This is a genomic window from Actinoplanes sp. NPDC049265 (assembly GCF_043197135.1).
Taxonomy (GTDB): Bacteria; Actinomycetota; Actinomycetes; order Mycobacteriales; family Micromonosporaceae; genus Actinoplanes.
In genome coordinates this window covers 1,038,339-1,052,980 of the sequence record NZ_JBICSP010000001.1, presented here as the reverse complement: position 1 = coordinate 1,052,980, position 14,642 = coordinate 1,038,339, and the positions used below count along the sequence as shown (strand labels likewise).

Annotated in this window: 12 protein-coding genes; all 12 read right to left on the bottom strand. The window is 70.7% G+C overall.

Annotated features, from left to right (window positions below):
• Nucleotides 1-25: 25 nt before the first annotated feature.
• The 12 genes from ACGFIO_RS05060 to iolC all read right to left on the bottom strand — a co-directional run bounded on the left by ACGFIO_RS05060 (nucleotide 26) and on the right by iolC (nucleotide 14,593).
• Nucleotides 26-2,635 (bottom strand): hypothetical protein, encoded by a 2,610-nt coding sequence (locus tag ACGFIO_RS05060; protein WP_392822177.1) that lies wholly within the window; start codon nucleotides 2,633-2,635, stop codon nucleotides 26-28.
• Nucleotides 2,636-2,824: 189 nt separating this feature from the next.
• Nucleotides 2,825-3,670, bottom strand: a complete 846-nt coding sequence (locus ACGFIO_RS05055; RefSeq protein WP_392822175.1) for a sugar phosphate isomerase/epimerase family protein — start codon at nucleotides 3,668-3,670, stop codon at nucleotides 2,825-2,827.
• On the bottom strand, nucleotides 3,667-4,680 hold the full coding sequence (locus ACGFIO_RS05050) for a Gfo/Idh/MocA family protein (protein ID WP_392822173.1): 1,014 nt from the start codon (nucleotides 4,678-4,680) through the stop codon (nucleotides 3,667-3,669). The genes ACGFIO_RS05055 and ACGFIO_RS05050 overlap by 4 nt, the downstream gene beginning before the upstream one ends.
• Before the next feature lie 2 nt (nucleotides 4,681-4,682).
• Nucleotides 4,683-5,498, bottom strand: coding sequence for an ATP-binding cassette domain-containing protein (locus ACGFIO_RS05045; RefSeq protein ID WP_392822171.1), 816 nt, complete (start codon nucleotides 5,496-5,498; stop codon nucleotides 4,683-4,685).
• Nucleotides 5,499-5,502: 4 nt separating this feature from the next.
• On the bottom strand, nucleotides 5,503-6,567 hold the full coding sequence (locus ACGFIO_RS05040) for an ABC transporter permease (RefSeq protein ID WP_392822169.1): 1,065 nt from the start codon (nucleotides 6,565-6,567) through the stop codon (nucleotides 5,503-5,505).
• A gap of 55 nt (nucleotides 6,568-6,622) precedes the next feature.
• Nucleotides 6,623-7,603, bottom strand: coding sequence for a sugar ABC transporter substrate-binding protein (locus tag ACGFIO_RS05035; protein WP_392822167.1), 981 nt, complete (start codon nucleotides 7,601-7,603; stop codon nucleotides 6,623-6,625).
• Nucleotides 7,604-7,623: 20 nt separating this feature from the next.
• Nucleotides 7,624-8,538: a TIM barrel protein gene (locus ACGFIO_RS05030; RefSeq protein WP_392822165.1), complete on the bottom strand. Its 915-nt coding sequence runs from the start codon at nucleotides 8,536-8,538 to the stop codon at nucleotides 7,624-7,626.
• Nucleotides 8,538-10,022, bottom strand: a complete 1,485-nt coding sequence (locus ACGFIO_RS05025) for a CoA-acylating methylmalonate-semialdehyde dehydrogenase (RefSeq protein WP_392822164.1) — start codon at nucleotides 10,020-10,022, stop codon at nucleotides 8,538-8,540. Before ACGFIO_RS05025 ends, ACGFIO_RS05030 begins: the two co-directional genes overlap by 1 nt.
• Before the next feature lie 18 nt (nucleotides 10,023-10,040).
• On the bottom strand, nucleotides 10,041-11,891 hold the full coding sequence (gene iolD, locus ACGFIO_RS05020) for a 3D-(3,5/4)-trihydroxycyclohexane-1,2-dione acylhydrolase (decyclizing) (protein WP_392822162.1): 1,851 nt from the start codon (nucleotides 11,889-11,891) through the stop codon (nucleotides 10,041-10,043).
• Nucleotides 11,888-12,784, bottom strand: a complete 897-nt coding sequence (gene iolB, locus ACGFIO_RS05015; protein ID WP_392822160.1) for a 5-deoxy-glucuronate isomerase — start codon at nucleotides 12,782-12,784, stop codon at nucleotides 11,888-11,890. The genes iolD and iolB overlap by 4 nt, the downstream gene beginning before the upstream one ends.
• Nucleotides 12,781-13,650, bottom strand: a complete 870-nt coding sequence (locus ACGFIO_RS05010) for an aldolase (protein WP_392822157.1) — start codon at nucleotides 13,648-13,650, stop codon at nucleotides 12,781-12,783. Before ACGFIO_RS05010 ends, iolB begins: the two co-directional genes overlap by 4 nt.
• Entirely contained in the window at nucleotides 13,643-14,593 is a 951-nt protein-coding gene (gene iolC, locus ACGFIO_RS05005) for a 5-dehydro-2-deoxygluconokinase (protein ID WP_392822155.1), read from the bottom strand. Before iolC ends, ACGFIO_RS05010 begins: the two co-directional genes overlap by 8 nt.
• Between the last annotated feature and the right edge of the window lie 49 nt (nucleotides 14,594-14,642).

Sequence of the window (14,642 nt, the reverse complement as noted above, 5' to 3'; positions counted from 1 at the left end):
GCACGGCCGTGCGCCGGCGCGGATGTCAGCCGTCCTGGGGACACTTCGGGTCGCCGGCGGGCGCGGTCTGGATAGTTCCGCAGAGCAGGCGCAGCTCGGTCGTTCCGGCCGGGGTGAGGCCGATGACGAGCATGGCCTTGTCGCGCGGCAGTTGCGGGTCGGCGCCGGAGCTGAAGTCGATGGTCCCGGTCACGCCGGCCACCGCGTCGCCGCCGGCGAGCAGGCCGATGCCCTGCAGGACGGCGTCGGGGCGGACGGGGGTGTCGGGGTGCAGGCCGTGCACCCGGATGACAGCCTGGCGCAGGGTGGTGAACGCGTCGTAGCCGAACATCGCGCGGGACTGGTCCTGGCCGCAGACGCCGCCGTACTCGCGCTCGTAGGCGTCGAAGAAATGCACCCGGTCTCTCACCGCCCGGCAGTCCGGGCCCCAGGCCAAGCTGCTGGCCGGGGTCAGGTAGTCGAGCGGCAGGCCGGGGAACTGGGCCAGTTGACCGGACAGGACCGACTCGGTGATCGCGTCGCCGGCCAGGATCCGGGGGTAGGCGGCCGGGCAGGTGATGGCCATGCCCTGCAGGAAGCGCGCGAACTCGTCGGGGCGGCCGGAGAAGAACACCAGGCCGGCGCGTCCGACCGCGCAGGCCCGGCGGCCCAGGGTGGTGACGTCGCCGCCGGGGGTGCCGGGCCGGGTGCGGTACGCGGTGACCTCGCGCACCCGGATGCCGCGGGCGGTGAACTGCGCCCGGGCGTCCTCGGCGAGGTTGCCGCTGTAGAGGTCGGCCGGGTCGCCGGCGTAGTAGATCGACACCTCGGACGCGTTGAGCTCGGCCTTGGCGTAGTAGGCGCCGACCACGGCCTCGCGCAGGTTGGCCGGGCCGATCTGGTGGTAGTAGAACGACGTCGTGGTCAGCGAGTCGGCGGTCAGCAGCGTCCCCAGCGTCGGGATGCCCGCGCCGGCCAGCTCCAGGATCGCCTCGCGGACGCCGTCCCGGCTGACCCCGAGCCCGGTCACGGCGACGATGCGCTCACGGTCCTTGGCCCGCGCGATCAGCCGTGCCGCCTGCCGCCCGTGGTCGACCTGGTCGCCCGCGTTGGCCAGCAGCAGCCGGATCGGCACCTGGTCGCCGACCGCGTCGCGCTGGGCCAGGGCGAGCCCGCGCAGTTCCTCCAGGGCCGCGTCGTAGCCGCCGACGGTGGTGTTGGTCAGGGCGCTGAGAAAGACCACGGTGACGTACGCCGGATTGCGGCGCACCTGTTCGTTGGTGGCGGCGATGTCCTCCTCGACGTCGCGGAAGGCGGCCGCCGTCTCGGGTTTGACGAACGGCAGGTTGCCGGCGACGGAGAACCGGTCGCCGGCCAGGCCGACGCACTGGGTCGCCGCCGGGCCCAGGTCTTCGCGGGTCAGCGCCCGGCGCAGGCCCGGCCACCACAGCGGCTCGCACCGGCTGTGGTTGTAGACCGGCACCGCGATCAGCGTGGCCAGCAGCAGCAGCGGGGCGACCAGGGTCATCCACGGGCGGCGCCGTTTGGGCAGGCGTAACTGGCCGAGTTCGGCCCAGATGCGCGCGTCGCCGTGCTGGGCGGGCACGGTGAAGTCGAGGTAGTTGGATTGTTCGCCGTCGAACTTCCACAGCGCTCCGCGCCAGCGCCGGTACGCCACCCGGGCCGCGACCGGCGCGACCGGGTGCACCGGCGGCGGGTCGACCGGTGCGACCGCGTCGGCCACCACCAGCAGCGGGTCGTGCAGCAACTTGGGCAGCCGTTCGCCGCGGACCTGCACCGCGTCGGTGCGGTGCCGGTCGACCAGCTGGAGCAGCCGACGGCCCGGCCCCGGCTCGGCGCTGAGCAGGACCACCGGGTAGCGGGTCCGCCGCCGGCCGGCGCCGAGCGGCCGGCCGCGCCGGTAGGCCACCCGCAGGTCTTGCAGGAACGCGTCGACCAGGAGCTCGTCCACCTCGTCGCGGTGCTCGGCGACGTAGTCGGGGCGGGCGAAGTCGCGGGCCAGCTCGTAGAAGCTGTTGCGGGTGGCGAGCTTGGCCCGGGCGAAGAAGCGGGGCGGCCGCCACGTCGACCGCATCAGGGCCAGCCCGACCGGCGGCAGGATCCGGGCGGTCAACCGGACCCACCAGGGGAAGTCGCCGACCGCCTCGGCCAGGTCGGCGCCGAACTTGGTGTCGCCCAGCCGCTGCCGCAGGTGGGTCTGCAGCCGGGCCGCCAGCACCCGTTTGACCTGTTCGGCCGGGGTGGCGTCGACCGGTTCGAGGTGGACCAGCCAGAGCGCGAGGCCGTAGTGCGGGAAACGCAGCCGTGGCCCGGGGACGACGTCGCCGGCCAGCTCGGTGACGGCCAGGTCGAGCAGGTCTTCGACGGAGGCGGGGGTGGTGTGGCTGGCCTTGGCCGACACCTGGGCGTGCGGGATGACCTTGCCGTCGGTCAGCCACTGCCGCAGGCCGGTGAGCGGGTCGGGCCGGCTCGCGTCGGCCCGGATCAGCCGGATGATCGGCAGCAAGTTTTCCCGGCCCCACCGGCGCGGGCGCCGGGTCCGTTCCTCGATGAGGGTGATCAGCTCGGTCGCGCCCTCGAACTGGACGCCTCGCGTCTCCGCCTCACCGGCGTCCCACTGTGCACGGTCGCTCAACGACTCTCCCCCGTCCGCGAGGATCCATTGTGGCATCGGCGGGCGTGCACGGCCTGCGACGGCATGAACCGGCCGGGGGCGGGCGGGACGGGAGGGGGTGGCCCGGCAGCCAAGCCCGGCGCGGGCGGCACCGGAGCCCCACCACCGATCAGGTCGCCGAGACGGCGGGACGGGGCTGTGCCCGTACCCTCAGAAGTGTTCCTTGATCTTGGAGAGGTTGACCCGCGCGCTGTCCTCGGCGCGCTCCTCCCAGGCGAAGACGCACACCGTCGCGATGCCGTCGAAGCCGATCTCCTTCAGCGTGCCGAAGAAGAGGTCCCAGTCGACCTCGCCCTGGCCGATGTCCAGGTGCTGGTGGACGCGCGCGGTCGAGCCGGGCGGGTTGACGATGTAGCGCAGGCCGGACGAGCCGCGGAAGTCGAAGCTGTCGGCGATGTGCACCTGGGTCAGCAGCGGCCCGGCGTGGCGCATGATCTCGACCAGGTTGCCGCCCTGATGGAACGTGTGGGGCGCGCAGTAGAGGAACGTGACCAGGTCGGAGTTGATGGCCCGGACCAGGTTGACGCCCTCGACGCCGTCCTCGATGAAGTCGTCCGGGTGCGGCTCCAGGACCAGGCGCACGCCCTCGCGCTCGAAGATCGGCAGCAGCTCCTCCATCGAGCGCCAGAACTGGGCCTCGCTGTGCTCCCGTTGTGAAGGCCGCCCGTTGAACTCGGAGTTCATCACATTGACGCCGAGGTCGACGGTGATCTCGATGGCCCGCTTCCAGTAGCGGACGGCCGCCTGCCGCTCGTCCTCGCCGGGGCCGCTCCAGCGATAGAGCGGCAGCACCGACGCCACCTCGACGTCGGCCTCGGCCAGCGCCTTGCGGAACGCGGCGACCGTGCCGTTGTCGGCCCGTGGGTGCACGAAGAACGGCAGGAAGTCGTCGCGCGGGGACAGCTCGATGTGCCGGTAGCCGAGGTCGGCCACCTTGCGCGGCAGCTCCAGCAGCGGAACCTCGCGCAGCATGTAGGGGTCGAGCGCGATCTTCATGCGGGCACCCCGTCGTACAGCTTCGGCTTTTCGGTCAGTGTGACCGGGGCCCGCTCTCCGGAGTGCAGCGCGGCCAGGGCCGCGTCCGAGGACACCGCGGCCGCGTAGCCGTCCCAGGCGCTCGGCCCGGCCGGCGCACCGGTCCGCGTGATCGCGTCGATCCACTCCTGGAACTCGACGTCGTACGCGGCCAGGAACCGTTCCCGCCAGTCGGCCGGCACCGGGTCGGCGGCCCGCAGCGAGGTCTTCACGTGCACCGGGGACAGGGTGCCGAGCGACGCCGTGCCGTGCTCGCCGACGATCTCGCCGCGGATGTCGTAGCCGTACCGGATGTTGACCGAGATCTCGACGTCGACCAGCACCTCGTTGTCCATCTCGAGGATGAGGAACAGCGGGTCCCGCAGGTCGCCCCCGTTGCGGCTCTTCCGGGGTACGAGCACCCGGGCGGCCTTGATCTCGGTGCCGAACATCCAGCGCACCATGTCGATCTCGTGCACCGCGGTGTCGGTGATCGCCATCTCCTTCTCGTAGTGGGAGGGCACCGACGCGTTCCGGTGGGCGCAGTGCATCATCAGCGGCGCGCCGATCTCGCCCGCGTCCAGGACCTTCTTCAGTTCCCGGTACGCGGTGTCGTACCGCCGCATGTATCCGACCTGCACCAGCCGGCTGCCGTGGGCGGCCTCGGCCCCGACGATCCGCAGGCAGGCCTCGGCCGTGGTCGCGAGGGGCTTCTCGCAGAACACCGGCTTGCCGGCGGCGATGGACGCCAGCACGTACTGCTCGTGGGTCGGTCCCCAGGAGGTGACGACGACCGCGTCGACGTCCGGGTCGGCGATCACGGCCTCGCCGGTCGGGTGCACGGTCGCCCCGATCGAGGCGCCGACCTGGGCGGCGACGCCGGCGTTGACGTCGGTCACCGCGGTGACCGTCACCCCGGCCAGGACCTGGGTCATGCGCCGGATGTGGTCCTGGCCGATCATGCCGGTGCCGATGACGCCGATGCGGAGCATGGTCACCTCTTCAACTCGTGGGACAACTCGGCCAGCTCGTCGCCGCCGGCCATCTGCGCGGTCAGCTCGTCCAGCGTCACCTCGTCGCGGTTGCGGTCGAGCACCGCGCTGCCCAGCTTGAGGATCACGAAGTGGTCCCCGACCAGGTAGGCGTGATGCGGGTTGTGGGTGATGAAGACGACGCCGAGGCCCGCGTCCCGGGCGGCGGCGACATACTTGAGGACCACGCCGGACTGCTTCACGCCGAGCGCGGCGGTCGGCTCGTCGAGGATCAGCACCCGGGCGCCGAAATAGACGGCCCGGGCGATGGCGACGCACTGGCGCTGGCCACCGGAGAGCGTGCCGATCGGCTGGTTGATGTCCTTGACGACGATCCCCATCTTGCGGAGCTCGTTGTCGGCGATCTCCTTCATCTCCTTGACCTTGAGCTTGGCCAGCGGGTACCGGCCGGCGGTGAGCTCGGAGCCGAGGAAGAAGTTGCGCCAGACCTCCATCAGGGGCACCACGGCGAGGTCCTGGTACACGGTGGCGATGCCGTGGTCCAGGGCCTCGCGTGGGGAGGAGAAGGAGACCTCTTTGCCGTCGACCAGCAGCTTGCCCTCGTTGTGCGGGTGCAGGCCCGACATGATCTTGATGAGGGTGGACTTGCCGGCGCCGTTGTCGCCCAGCACGCAGGTGACGGCGCCCGCGTTGACCCGCATGTTGATGCCGCGCAGGGCCCGGATCGCGCCATAGGACTTGCCGACGTCGGTCATCTCGATCAGGGTCTCGCCCCGGACCAGGTTGCTGTCGGCGTGGTCGGTGAGGGTGTCGGTCATGTTGTCAGCCCACCTTCCGGGTGGTGGAGAGCCGCTTCACGTACAGGTTGACCAGCACGGCGAGCAGCAGCATGACGCCGAGGAAGGCCTTGAACCAGTTGGGGTCCCAGCCCGCGTAGACGATGCCGAGGCTGGTCATGCCGAAGATGAACGCGCCGATGGCCACGCCCCAGGCGTTGCCGAAGCCGCCGGTGAGCAGGGTGCCGCCGACGACCGCGGCGATGATGTAGAGGAACTCGTTGCCGACGCCGTTGCCGGCCTGCAGCGTGTTGAAGCGGTAGAGGATGTGCATGCCGACGAACCAGCCCAGGAACGACACCGACATGAACAGGCCGATCTTGGTCTTGAACACGGGCACACCGACCGCGCGGGCGCTGTCCGGGGCGCCGCCCACCGCGTAGATCCAGTTGCCGATCCGGGTCCGGGTGAGGATCCAGGCGGCCAGGGCCACGAACAGGATCCAGTAGATGACCGTGCCCCAGACCGTGGCGCCGCCGACCTTGACGTTGAACGAGAAGACGGCGGCCAGCGAGTCGAAGCCGTCGATCTGCGAGATGTCGGTCGACGAGACCTGGTTGGTGACCAGCTTGGTGACGCCCAGGTTGGCCCCCTGGAGCACGAAGAACGTACCGAGGGTGATCAGGAAGCTGGGGATGCCGGTCCGCATCACCAGGTAGCCGTTGAGGAAGCCGACGGCCAGGCAGAAGACCAGGGAGAGGATGGCGCCGGCCCACAGGTTGACTCCGAGGTACCAGCAGAACATCGAGTTGACCAGGCCGGCCGTGGTGACGATGACGCCGGCCGACAGGTCGAACTCGCCGCCGATCATCAGCAGGCCGACCGCGACCGCCACGATGCCGATGGTGGACGCCTGGTAGAGCACGGTCAGGAAGGACTCGGCCGAGCGGAACGCCGGCGCGGCCACCATGAAGAAGATGAAGATGATGATCGCCGCGACCAGGGCGCCCACCTCGGGGCGGGCCAGGACACGGTTGGACAGGCCGAGTTTGACCCGGTTGGACGGCTCCGAGGGGGCTGTCGCCGGAGCCGACTGGACGGTTTGGCTCATGGCTGGACTCCGTTCCGCCCGGCCGGCCCAGCGGTGGACCGGCCGGGCGTCAGCATTACCGGGTGTTGTTCTTGGTGAACGGCAGGATGGTGGCGATGTTGGACGAGTCGACGAACGAGGGGCCGGTCAGCACGGGCTTGCCGCCGCCGATGTCGTTGCCGTTCTTCAGTTTCAGGTAGAGCGAGGTGACGGCCATGTAGCCCTGCACGTAGGGCTGCTGGTCGATCGAGAACTCGATCTTGGAGTCGCTGATGTCCTGCGCGACCTCCTGGTTGAGGTCGAAGGTGACCACCTTGGCCTTGCTGCCGGCCTGCTCGATGGCCTTGAGCGCGTCGACCGCCTGCGGGGCGCCCAGGGTGACGATGTAGTCGATCGACTTGTCCTGCGCCAGCTTGGCCTGCAGGGTCGAGGTGACGGCCGCGTCGTCGGCCCCGTTGACCTGCACGTTCTCGGTGGCCGAGGCGGACTTCTTGACGCCGGCGCAGCGGGCCTCGAGCGCGACCGAGCCGGCCTGCTGGATGACGCACAGCGGCTTCTTGCCGCCGGCCTGGGTGATCCGCTGACCGGCGGTCTCGCCGGCCAGGGACTCGTCCGAGCCGAAGTACATCAGCGCGCCCAGCTGCTTGTACTGGTCGATGCCGGAGTTGAAGCCGACCAGCGGGATCTTCGCGTCGGTGGCGGCCTTGACCGCGCCGGCCAGCGCGTCCGGCGTGACCAGGGTGGTGGCGATGCCACTGACCTTGGAGTCGACCGCGCTCTGGATCAGCTGGGCCTGCTTGGTGGCATCCGGGTCGTTCGAGTACTTCAGGGTGACACCGGTGTCCTTGGCCGCCTGCTGGGCGCCGTTCTTCACCTTGTCCCAGAACGTGTCACCCGGTGTCTCGTGGGTGATGAAGGCGATCGTGTAGCCCGAGCTGCCCGCGGCGTTGCCGCCGGAGGTGTCGGAGTCGTCGGTCTTCTCACGACCGCCGCCGCTGCAGCCGGCGACCGCGAGGGCCACCACTGCGGCAACCGCGAGGGGACGGAACAATTTCATGGGGGAATTCCCTTCGGTGGTTATCGCTGCCGCGCGGGCCGCGAGTGCAGGCCGGCGGAGTTGAGATACGAGCGGGTACGCGTGGCGATCGGCAGGGGCAGGTCGAAGTCGACCGGGTACATGTCCTGCTCCACGACGACGAACAGTTCGGCGTCGAGCTCGCTCAGCGCCTCGAGCACAGCGGGCACGTCCGGCCGGCCGGCCGGCGGTTCGACGCTGGCGCCCTGGGCGACGGCCTGCCCGAACGGCAGGTCCTCGGCCTTGGCGCGGGCGGCGACGGCCGGGTCCATCTGCTTGATGTGTACGTATCCGATGCGCTCCGGATATTTGCGGATGATCGCCGGGACGTCGGCCTGCCGGTAGGCGAGGTGGCCGGTGTCCAGGCACAGCGAGACGAACGCCGGATCGGTGTCCTCCAGATACCGTTCGGTCTGCGCCTGCGTTTCGACGTGGTAGTCGGCGTGCGGATGGAACCGCATCGCCAGGCCGTACTCCTCGGCCAGCATCCGGCCCAGTGTGTTGCTGTTGACGGTCAGTCGCTTCCAGGCGTCGGCGTCGAGCTCGGCCGCCTCGTGATAGGCGCCCGTGACGTCGTCGCGGTAGCCGGGCACCGGCACGAAGATCAGATTCCTGGCGCCCAGCGCGGCCGTCAGCGCGGCGACCTTCCGGGTCTCGGCCATGACCGCGTCGAAGTCCTTGTGCGGGCCGCCCACCCCGGCGACGGTCCCGCCGGCGCAGGTCAGGTCGCGCCGGGCGAGCTCGTCGTTCAACACGGACGGGTCGGTCGGCAGGTAGCCGTACGGGCCCAGCTCCAGCCAGTGGTAGCCGGCCCCGGACAGCTCGTCGAGGAACCGGCGCCACGGGGTCTGCCGGGGGTCGTCGGCGAACCAGACCCCCCACGAGTCGGGGCAGCTGCCCAGCTGTAAGTGCCGCATCACGAGGCCGTCGGGAAATGCAGGCTGGCGGCGGCCTGCGGCCAGCGGGAGGTGACCACCTTGGCTCGGGTGTAGAACGACACGCCCTCGGGGCCGTGCACGTGCTTGTCGCCGAACAGCGAGTCCTTCCAACCGCCGAACGAGTAGTAGGCCATCGGCACCGGGATCGGCACGTTGATGCCGATCATGCCGACGTTGACGCCGCGCTGGAACCTGCGGGCTGCCTCGCCGCTGCTGGTGAAGATGGCCGTGCCGTTGCCATACGGGTTGGCGTTGATCAGGTCGATCGCCGCGTCCACGGTGTCGGCCCGCACCACCGACAGCACCGGGCCGAAGATCTCCTCGGTGTACACGTCCATCTCGGTGCTGACCTGGTCGATCACCGTCGGGCCGACGAAGAAGCCGCCCTCGTACCCGGGCACCTCGAGCCCGCGCCCGTCCACCGTGATCTTCGCGCCCTGCTGTTCGCCGGTGCCGATCAGGCGCTCGATGCGCTCCTTGGCCGCGGCCGTGACGACCGGGCCCATCTCCGACTTCGGGTCCCGCCCGGAGCCGACCACGACCTCGCCGGCCTTGCGGCTGACCAGATCGACGAGCGCGTCACCGGCCTCGCCGACCGCCACCGCGGCCGAGATGGCCATGCACCGCTCTCCGGCCGACCCGAACGCGGCCGCCGACAGGTGACCGGCGGCGTAGTCCAGGTCGGCGTCGGGCAGGATGATCGCGTGGTTCTTGGCGCCGCCGAGCGCCTGCACCCGCTTGCCGTTCGCGGTGGCCCGGGTGTGGATGTACTTCGCGATCGGGGTCGAGCCGACGAACGAGACGGCGGCGATGTCCGGGTGGTCGAGAATCGCGTCGACGGCCACCTTGTCGCCGTGCACGACGGTGAAGACGCCGTCGGGCAGACCGGCCCGCTGCCACAGCCTGGCGACGAAGTTGGAGGCCGACGGGTCGCGCTCGCTCGGCTTCAGCACGAACGTGTTGCCGCAGGCGATGGCGACCGGATGCATCCACATCGGCACCATGGCCGGGAAGTTGAACGGGGTGATCCCGGCGACCACGCCGAGCGGCTCGCGGAAGCTGAACACGTCCACGCCGGACGACGCCTGATCGCTGTAGTCGCCCTTGAGCAGCTGCGGGATGCCGCACGCGAACTCGATCACCTCGAGGCCGCGCTGGACCTCGCCGGCCGCGTCCGACAGCACCTTGCCGTGCTCGTCCGAGACGATCTCGGCCAGCTCCTTGACGTGGGCGTTGACCAGCTCGCGGAAGTTGAAGAGGATCTTCGTACGCTTGCTCAGCGACGAGTCGCCCCACTCGCGGAAGGCCTCCTTGGCGGCCGCCACCGCCCGGTCGACGTCGGCGGTCTCGGCCAGCACCACCTCGTGCTGCCCGTGGCCGGTCGCCGGGTTGTAGACGGTCGCGCGCCGGGAACCCTCGCCGGGCGTCTCGCCGCCGCCGATCCAGTGCTCGATGGTTGCCACTGTTGTTCAGACCCTTCGCTACAGGTGATCGCGCTGGTCGCGCTTGGCTTCGGTGTACGCGGCGTACGCCGCCCGGGTGCTGTCCAGCTCCGACACCTCGGAGACCGGCACGTCCCACCAGCTCCCGCTGGACGGGACCGAGCTGAGCGGATCGGTTTCGATGTGTACGACGGTCAGCCGCCCGGCCTCCCGCGCCCGCTTCAGGCCCTCGGTGAGGTCGGCGACCGTCCGGCACCGGATCACGCTCGCGCCCAGGCTCTCGGCGTTGGCGGCCAGGTCGACCGGGAGCTTGCCGCCGTCGTAGTCGTCGTGCTCGCCCCGGTAGCGGTAGCTGGTGCCGAACCGCTGCGAGCCGAGCGACTCGGACAGCGCGCCGATCGACGCGAACCCGTGGTTCTGCACCAGCACGACGATCAGTTTGATGTGCTCCGCCACCGCGGTGACGATCTCCTGCGCCATCATCAGGTAGGAGCCGTCGCCGACCAGCGCGAACACCTCGCGGCTCGGGTCGGCCAGCTTGATGCCGAGCGCGCCGGCCACCTCGAAGCCCATGCACGAGTAGCCGTACTCGACGTGGTACTGCTTCGGGTCGCGGGCCCGCCACAGCAGCTGGAGGTCGCCGGGCATGCTCCCGGCCGCCTGGACCACCACGTCCCGCTGCCCGGCGGCGTCGTTGACGGCCCCGATCACCTCGGCCTGCGAGGGCAGGTCACCCTGCGGATGCGTGTACGCCTCGTCCACGCGCTGGTGCCAGGCCGCCACATCGTCGGCGTAGGTCCGCGGCCACTCCTTTCCGATGTGTTCGGTCAGTGCGATCAAGGACGAACGGGCGTCCGCCACCACCGAGACCGCCGACTGCTTGGCCGCGTCGAAGGCCGCCACGTTGATGTTCACGAACCTCACGTCCGGGTTCTGGAACTGCGTCCGCGACGCCGTGGTGAAGTCGCTGTAGCGGGTGCCGATGCCGATCACGACGTCGGCTTCCCGGGCCAGCCCGTTGGCCACCGGCGTGCCCGTCGAGCCCACACCACCGACGGAGTTGGGGTGGTCCCACGACACGGCGCCCTTACCCGCGTGGGTATCGGCCACCGGGATACCCGTCGCCCGCGCGAAAGCATCCAGTTCGGCACTCGCCTCGGAGTAGGTGACGCCACCGCCGGCGATGATCAGCGGCTTCTCTGCCGTCCGAATCGTCGCGATGGCTCGGTCCAGGGCCGCGGGCTCGGGCACCGGACGCGCCACGTGCCACACGCGCTTGCGGAACAACGCGTCCGGGAAGTCGTACGCCTCAGCCTGAACGTCCTGCGGCAGACAGAGCGTGACCGCGCCCGTCTCGGCCGGATCGGTCAGCACCCGCATCGCCGCCAGCAACGCCGACGGCAGCTGCTCGGGTCGCCAGATCCGGTCGAAGAACCTCGACAGCGGCCGGAACGCGTCGTTCACGCTCACGTCGTACGACCGCGGATCCTCCAGCTCCTGCAGCACCGGCGCGGCCACCCGGGTGGCGAACACGTCGCTGGGCAGCAGCAGGACCGGCAGCCGGTTGACCGTGGCCAGGGCGGCTCCGGTGAGCATGTTGGTCGAACCGGGGCCGATCGAGGCGGTGCACGCCATCGTCGAGAGGCGGTTCTTCATCCGGGCGTACCCGGCGGCCGCGTGCACCATCGCCTGCTCGTTGCGGGCCAGGTGGTACGGCATCCCATCGGCCCCCGTGCGCTGGGCCTGCAACAGCGCCTGGCCCAGCCCGGCCACGTTGCCGTGCCCGAAGATGCCGAAGCAGCCGGCGATCGTGCGCTGCTCCACGCCGTCACGTTCGGTCCACTGGTTGGCCAGGAACTTCACGACGGCCTGGGCGACGGTGAGTCTCACGACGATCGCGTCCTTTCCGTGGTCGAGGTCAGCGGCAGGCGCGGGTCCGTCTCCTGCCCGGTCCACAACCCGCGGACCCAGCCGTGCGCCGGGTCGTCGCGGATCAGCCACTCCCGCTCCCCCGGGCCGGCCATGACATTGAGGTAGTAGAGGTCGTAGCCGGGCGCGGCCATTGAGGGCCCGTGCCACCCGTACGGGATCAACACGACATCCCCGGAGCGCACCTCGGCGCACACGTCGATCGGGCGGTCCTCGTGCCCGTACACCCGCTGGTAGCCGGAACCGGGCGACCCGGACGGCGCCGCCGCGACCTCGAAGTAGTAGATCTCCTCCAGCACCGACTCGCCGTCGCCGGCCTCGTCGTGCTTGTGCGGCGGGTACGACGACCAGTTGCCACCTGGGGTGAGCACCTCGCAGGCGATCAGCCGGTCGCAGTCGAACGTCCCGGGCGTGCAGAAGTTGTTGACCTGGCGGCTGGCCTGTCCGGCCCCACGCAGCTCGACCGGCACCTCGTCGGCCGGCCCGTAGCGGAACGGCAGGCGCCGGCCGGCCTTGGCCGAGGGCAGCGCGAACCGGCCGCCGCTGGGCGCGCGCACGGTCACCGTCGCGTCCCGGGGCACGTACGCGAAGTCGGTCACCCGGCTGAACACCGAACGCCGCCCGGTCAGCGTCACCCGCTCGTCGTCGCAGGTCACGTCGCAGCCCCCGGCCAACGGCAGGACCAGCATCTCCTCGCCGCCGGTGCGGAAGGTGGCCCGGGTGCCGACCGGCAGGTCGAGGATCCGCAGCCCACTGAAGCCCCAGCCGGCCGTCTCCGGGGTGATGACCAGCTCGAACGGCTTCTCGGCGGTGCTGCCCCGGGGCACCACCGGATTGACGCGCGCGTCGCTCACAGCAGGCTCACCGCCCGGTCGACCGCACCGGCCACGTCCCCGCCCTGCGGGTAGAGCAGGCTCCGGCCGATCACCAGCCCCTGCACGGTCGGCAGATCAAGGGCCTTCTTCCACTGCGCGTAAGCCGCGTCGGCGTCGGCCGCGACCTCGCCGCCGAGGATCAGGGCGGGCAGCGTGGTCGCCGCCATCACCCGTTCCATGTCCTGCACGACCGGAACCTTCAACCAGGTGTAGGCCGAGGTCCGGCCCAGCCCCGCGGCCACCGTCTGGGCCCGGATCATCGCCTCGGCGCTCAGCTCGTTGCGGACCCGCCCGTCGACCCGGTGCGAGATGAACGGCTCGACCATGGCCATCAGCTGCCGGCCGGCCAGCTCGCCGACCGCGCGCCCGCAGGACTCCAGGGTGGCCACCGTGCCGGGGTCGTCGGGGTCGATCCGGAGCAGCATCTTGCCGCCCTCGAAGCCCGCCGCGGCGATCGAGTCGGCGTCGTACGCGGTGAACCGGTCGTCGATCTCGAACGAGGTGCCGGCCAGCCCGCCGCGGTTCATCGAGCCGATCACCACCTTGTCGTCGAGGACGCCGAGCAGCAGCAGGTCCTCGAGGATGTCCGGGGTGCCGAGCACGCCGTTGACGCCCGGGCGGGACAGCGCGGTGCAGATCCGCGTCAGCAGATCGGCCCGGTTGCCCATGGCCAGCCCGTCGGCGCCGGCCCGCAGCGCGCCCCGGGCCGGGTGATCGGCCGCGATGATCATCATCTTGCCGTGCTCGGCCAGGAACGACGACGGCCGGCGCCGGTTGGCCGCGGCCTCGGCGATCGCGCGGGGTCGCTGGATCCGGGCCTCGACGAGGTCCGCGATGTCAGGCACGGGTGGCTCCTTCCAGCAGCTCGCGTACCTCGGTCTCGGTCGGCATGGCGTCGGCGCAGGACAGCCGGCCGGCGACGATGGCGCCGGCGGCGTTGGCGAAGCGCATCAGCGTCTCCAGGTCCCAGCCGCTCAGCAGCCCGTGGCACAGCGCCCCGCCGAACGCGTCGCCCGCGCCCAGCCCGTTGACCACCTCGACCAGGTTCGGCGGAACCTCGACCTGCTGGTCTTTCGTGGCGGCGAGGACGCCCTTCGGGCCCTGCTTGATGACGGCCAGCTCGACGCCGGCGGCGTGCAGCTTCTCGGCGGCCTCGCGGGGCTCGGTCGCGCCGACCGCGGTGTTCACCTCGTCGAGGTTGCCGACCGCGACCGTCGCGTACGGCAAGGCCTGCTCGTACCAGCCGCGCGCTTCCTCTCGGCTCGCCCAGAACATCGGCCGGTAGTCTAGGTCGAACACTGTTATGCCGGACTTATCGCGATGTCTCAGGGCGGTGATGGTGGCTCCGCGGGAGGGCTCCTGACACAGGCCGGTGCCGGTGACCCAGAAGATGCCCGCGTTCTTGACCGCGTCCAGGTCCAGCTCGTGCTCGTGGATCTCGAGGTCCGGGGCCTTGGGGAAGCGGTAGAAGTAGAGCGGGAAGTCGTCCGGCGGGAAGATCTCGCAGAACGTGACCGGGGTCGGGTAGGCGCTGACCGGGGTGACGAACCGGTCGTCGACCCCGAAGCCGCGCAGCGCGTCGTGCAGGAACTCACCGAACGGGTCGGCGCCGGTACGTGAGATGAGCGTCGCGCGGCGGCCGTAGCGGGCGGCGGCGACCGAGACGTTGGCCGCGCTGCCGCCGAGGAACTTGGCGAAGGTACGCACCTCACGCAACGAGACGCCGATCTGTTCGGGATACAGGTCGACGCCGAGGCGCCCCATGGTCAGTACCTCATCCGCAGGCATGCGGTTCCCTCCCGGAGGGGGTCAGGTGACGGTGCGGAGAATTCGTTTC

Coding starts and splice junctions, on each gene's coding strand:
- ACGFIO_RS05055 (WP_392822175.1), bottom strand. CDS start 3,670: ATGAAGATCGCGCTCGACCCCTACATGCTGCGCGAGGTTCCGCTGCTG.
- ACGFIO_RS05050 (WP_392822173.1), bottom strand. CDS start 4,680: ATGCTCCGCATCGGCGTCATCGGCACCGGCATGATCGGCCAGGACCAC.
- ACGFIO_RS05045 (WP_392822171.1), bottom strand. CDS start 5,498: ATGACCGACACCCTCACCGACCACGCCGACAGCAACCTGGTCCGGGGC.
- ACGFIO_RS05040 (WP_392822169.1), bottom strand. CDS start 6,567: ATGAGCCAAACCGTCCAGTCGGCTCCGGCGACAGCCCCCTCGGAGCCG.
- ACGFIO_RS05035 (WP_392822167.1), bottom strand. CDS start 7,603: ATGAAATTGTTCCGTCCCCTCGCGGTTGCCGCAGTGGTGGCCCTCGCG.
- ACGFIO_RS05030 (WP_392822165.1), bottom strand. CDS start 8,538: ATGCGGCACTTACAGCTGGGCAGCTGCCCCGACTCGTGGGGGGTCTGG.
- iolC (WP_392822155.1), bottom strand. CDS start 14,593: ATGCCTGCGGATGAGGTACTGACCATGGGGCGCCTCGGCGTCGACCTG.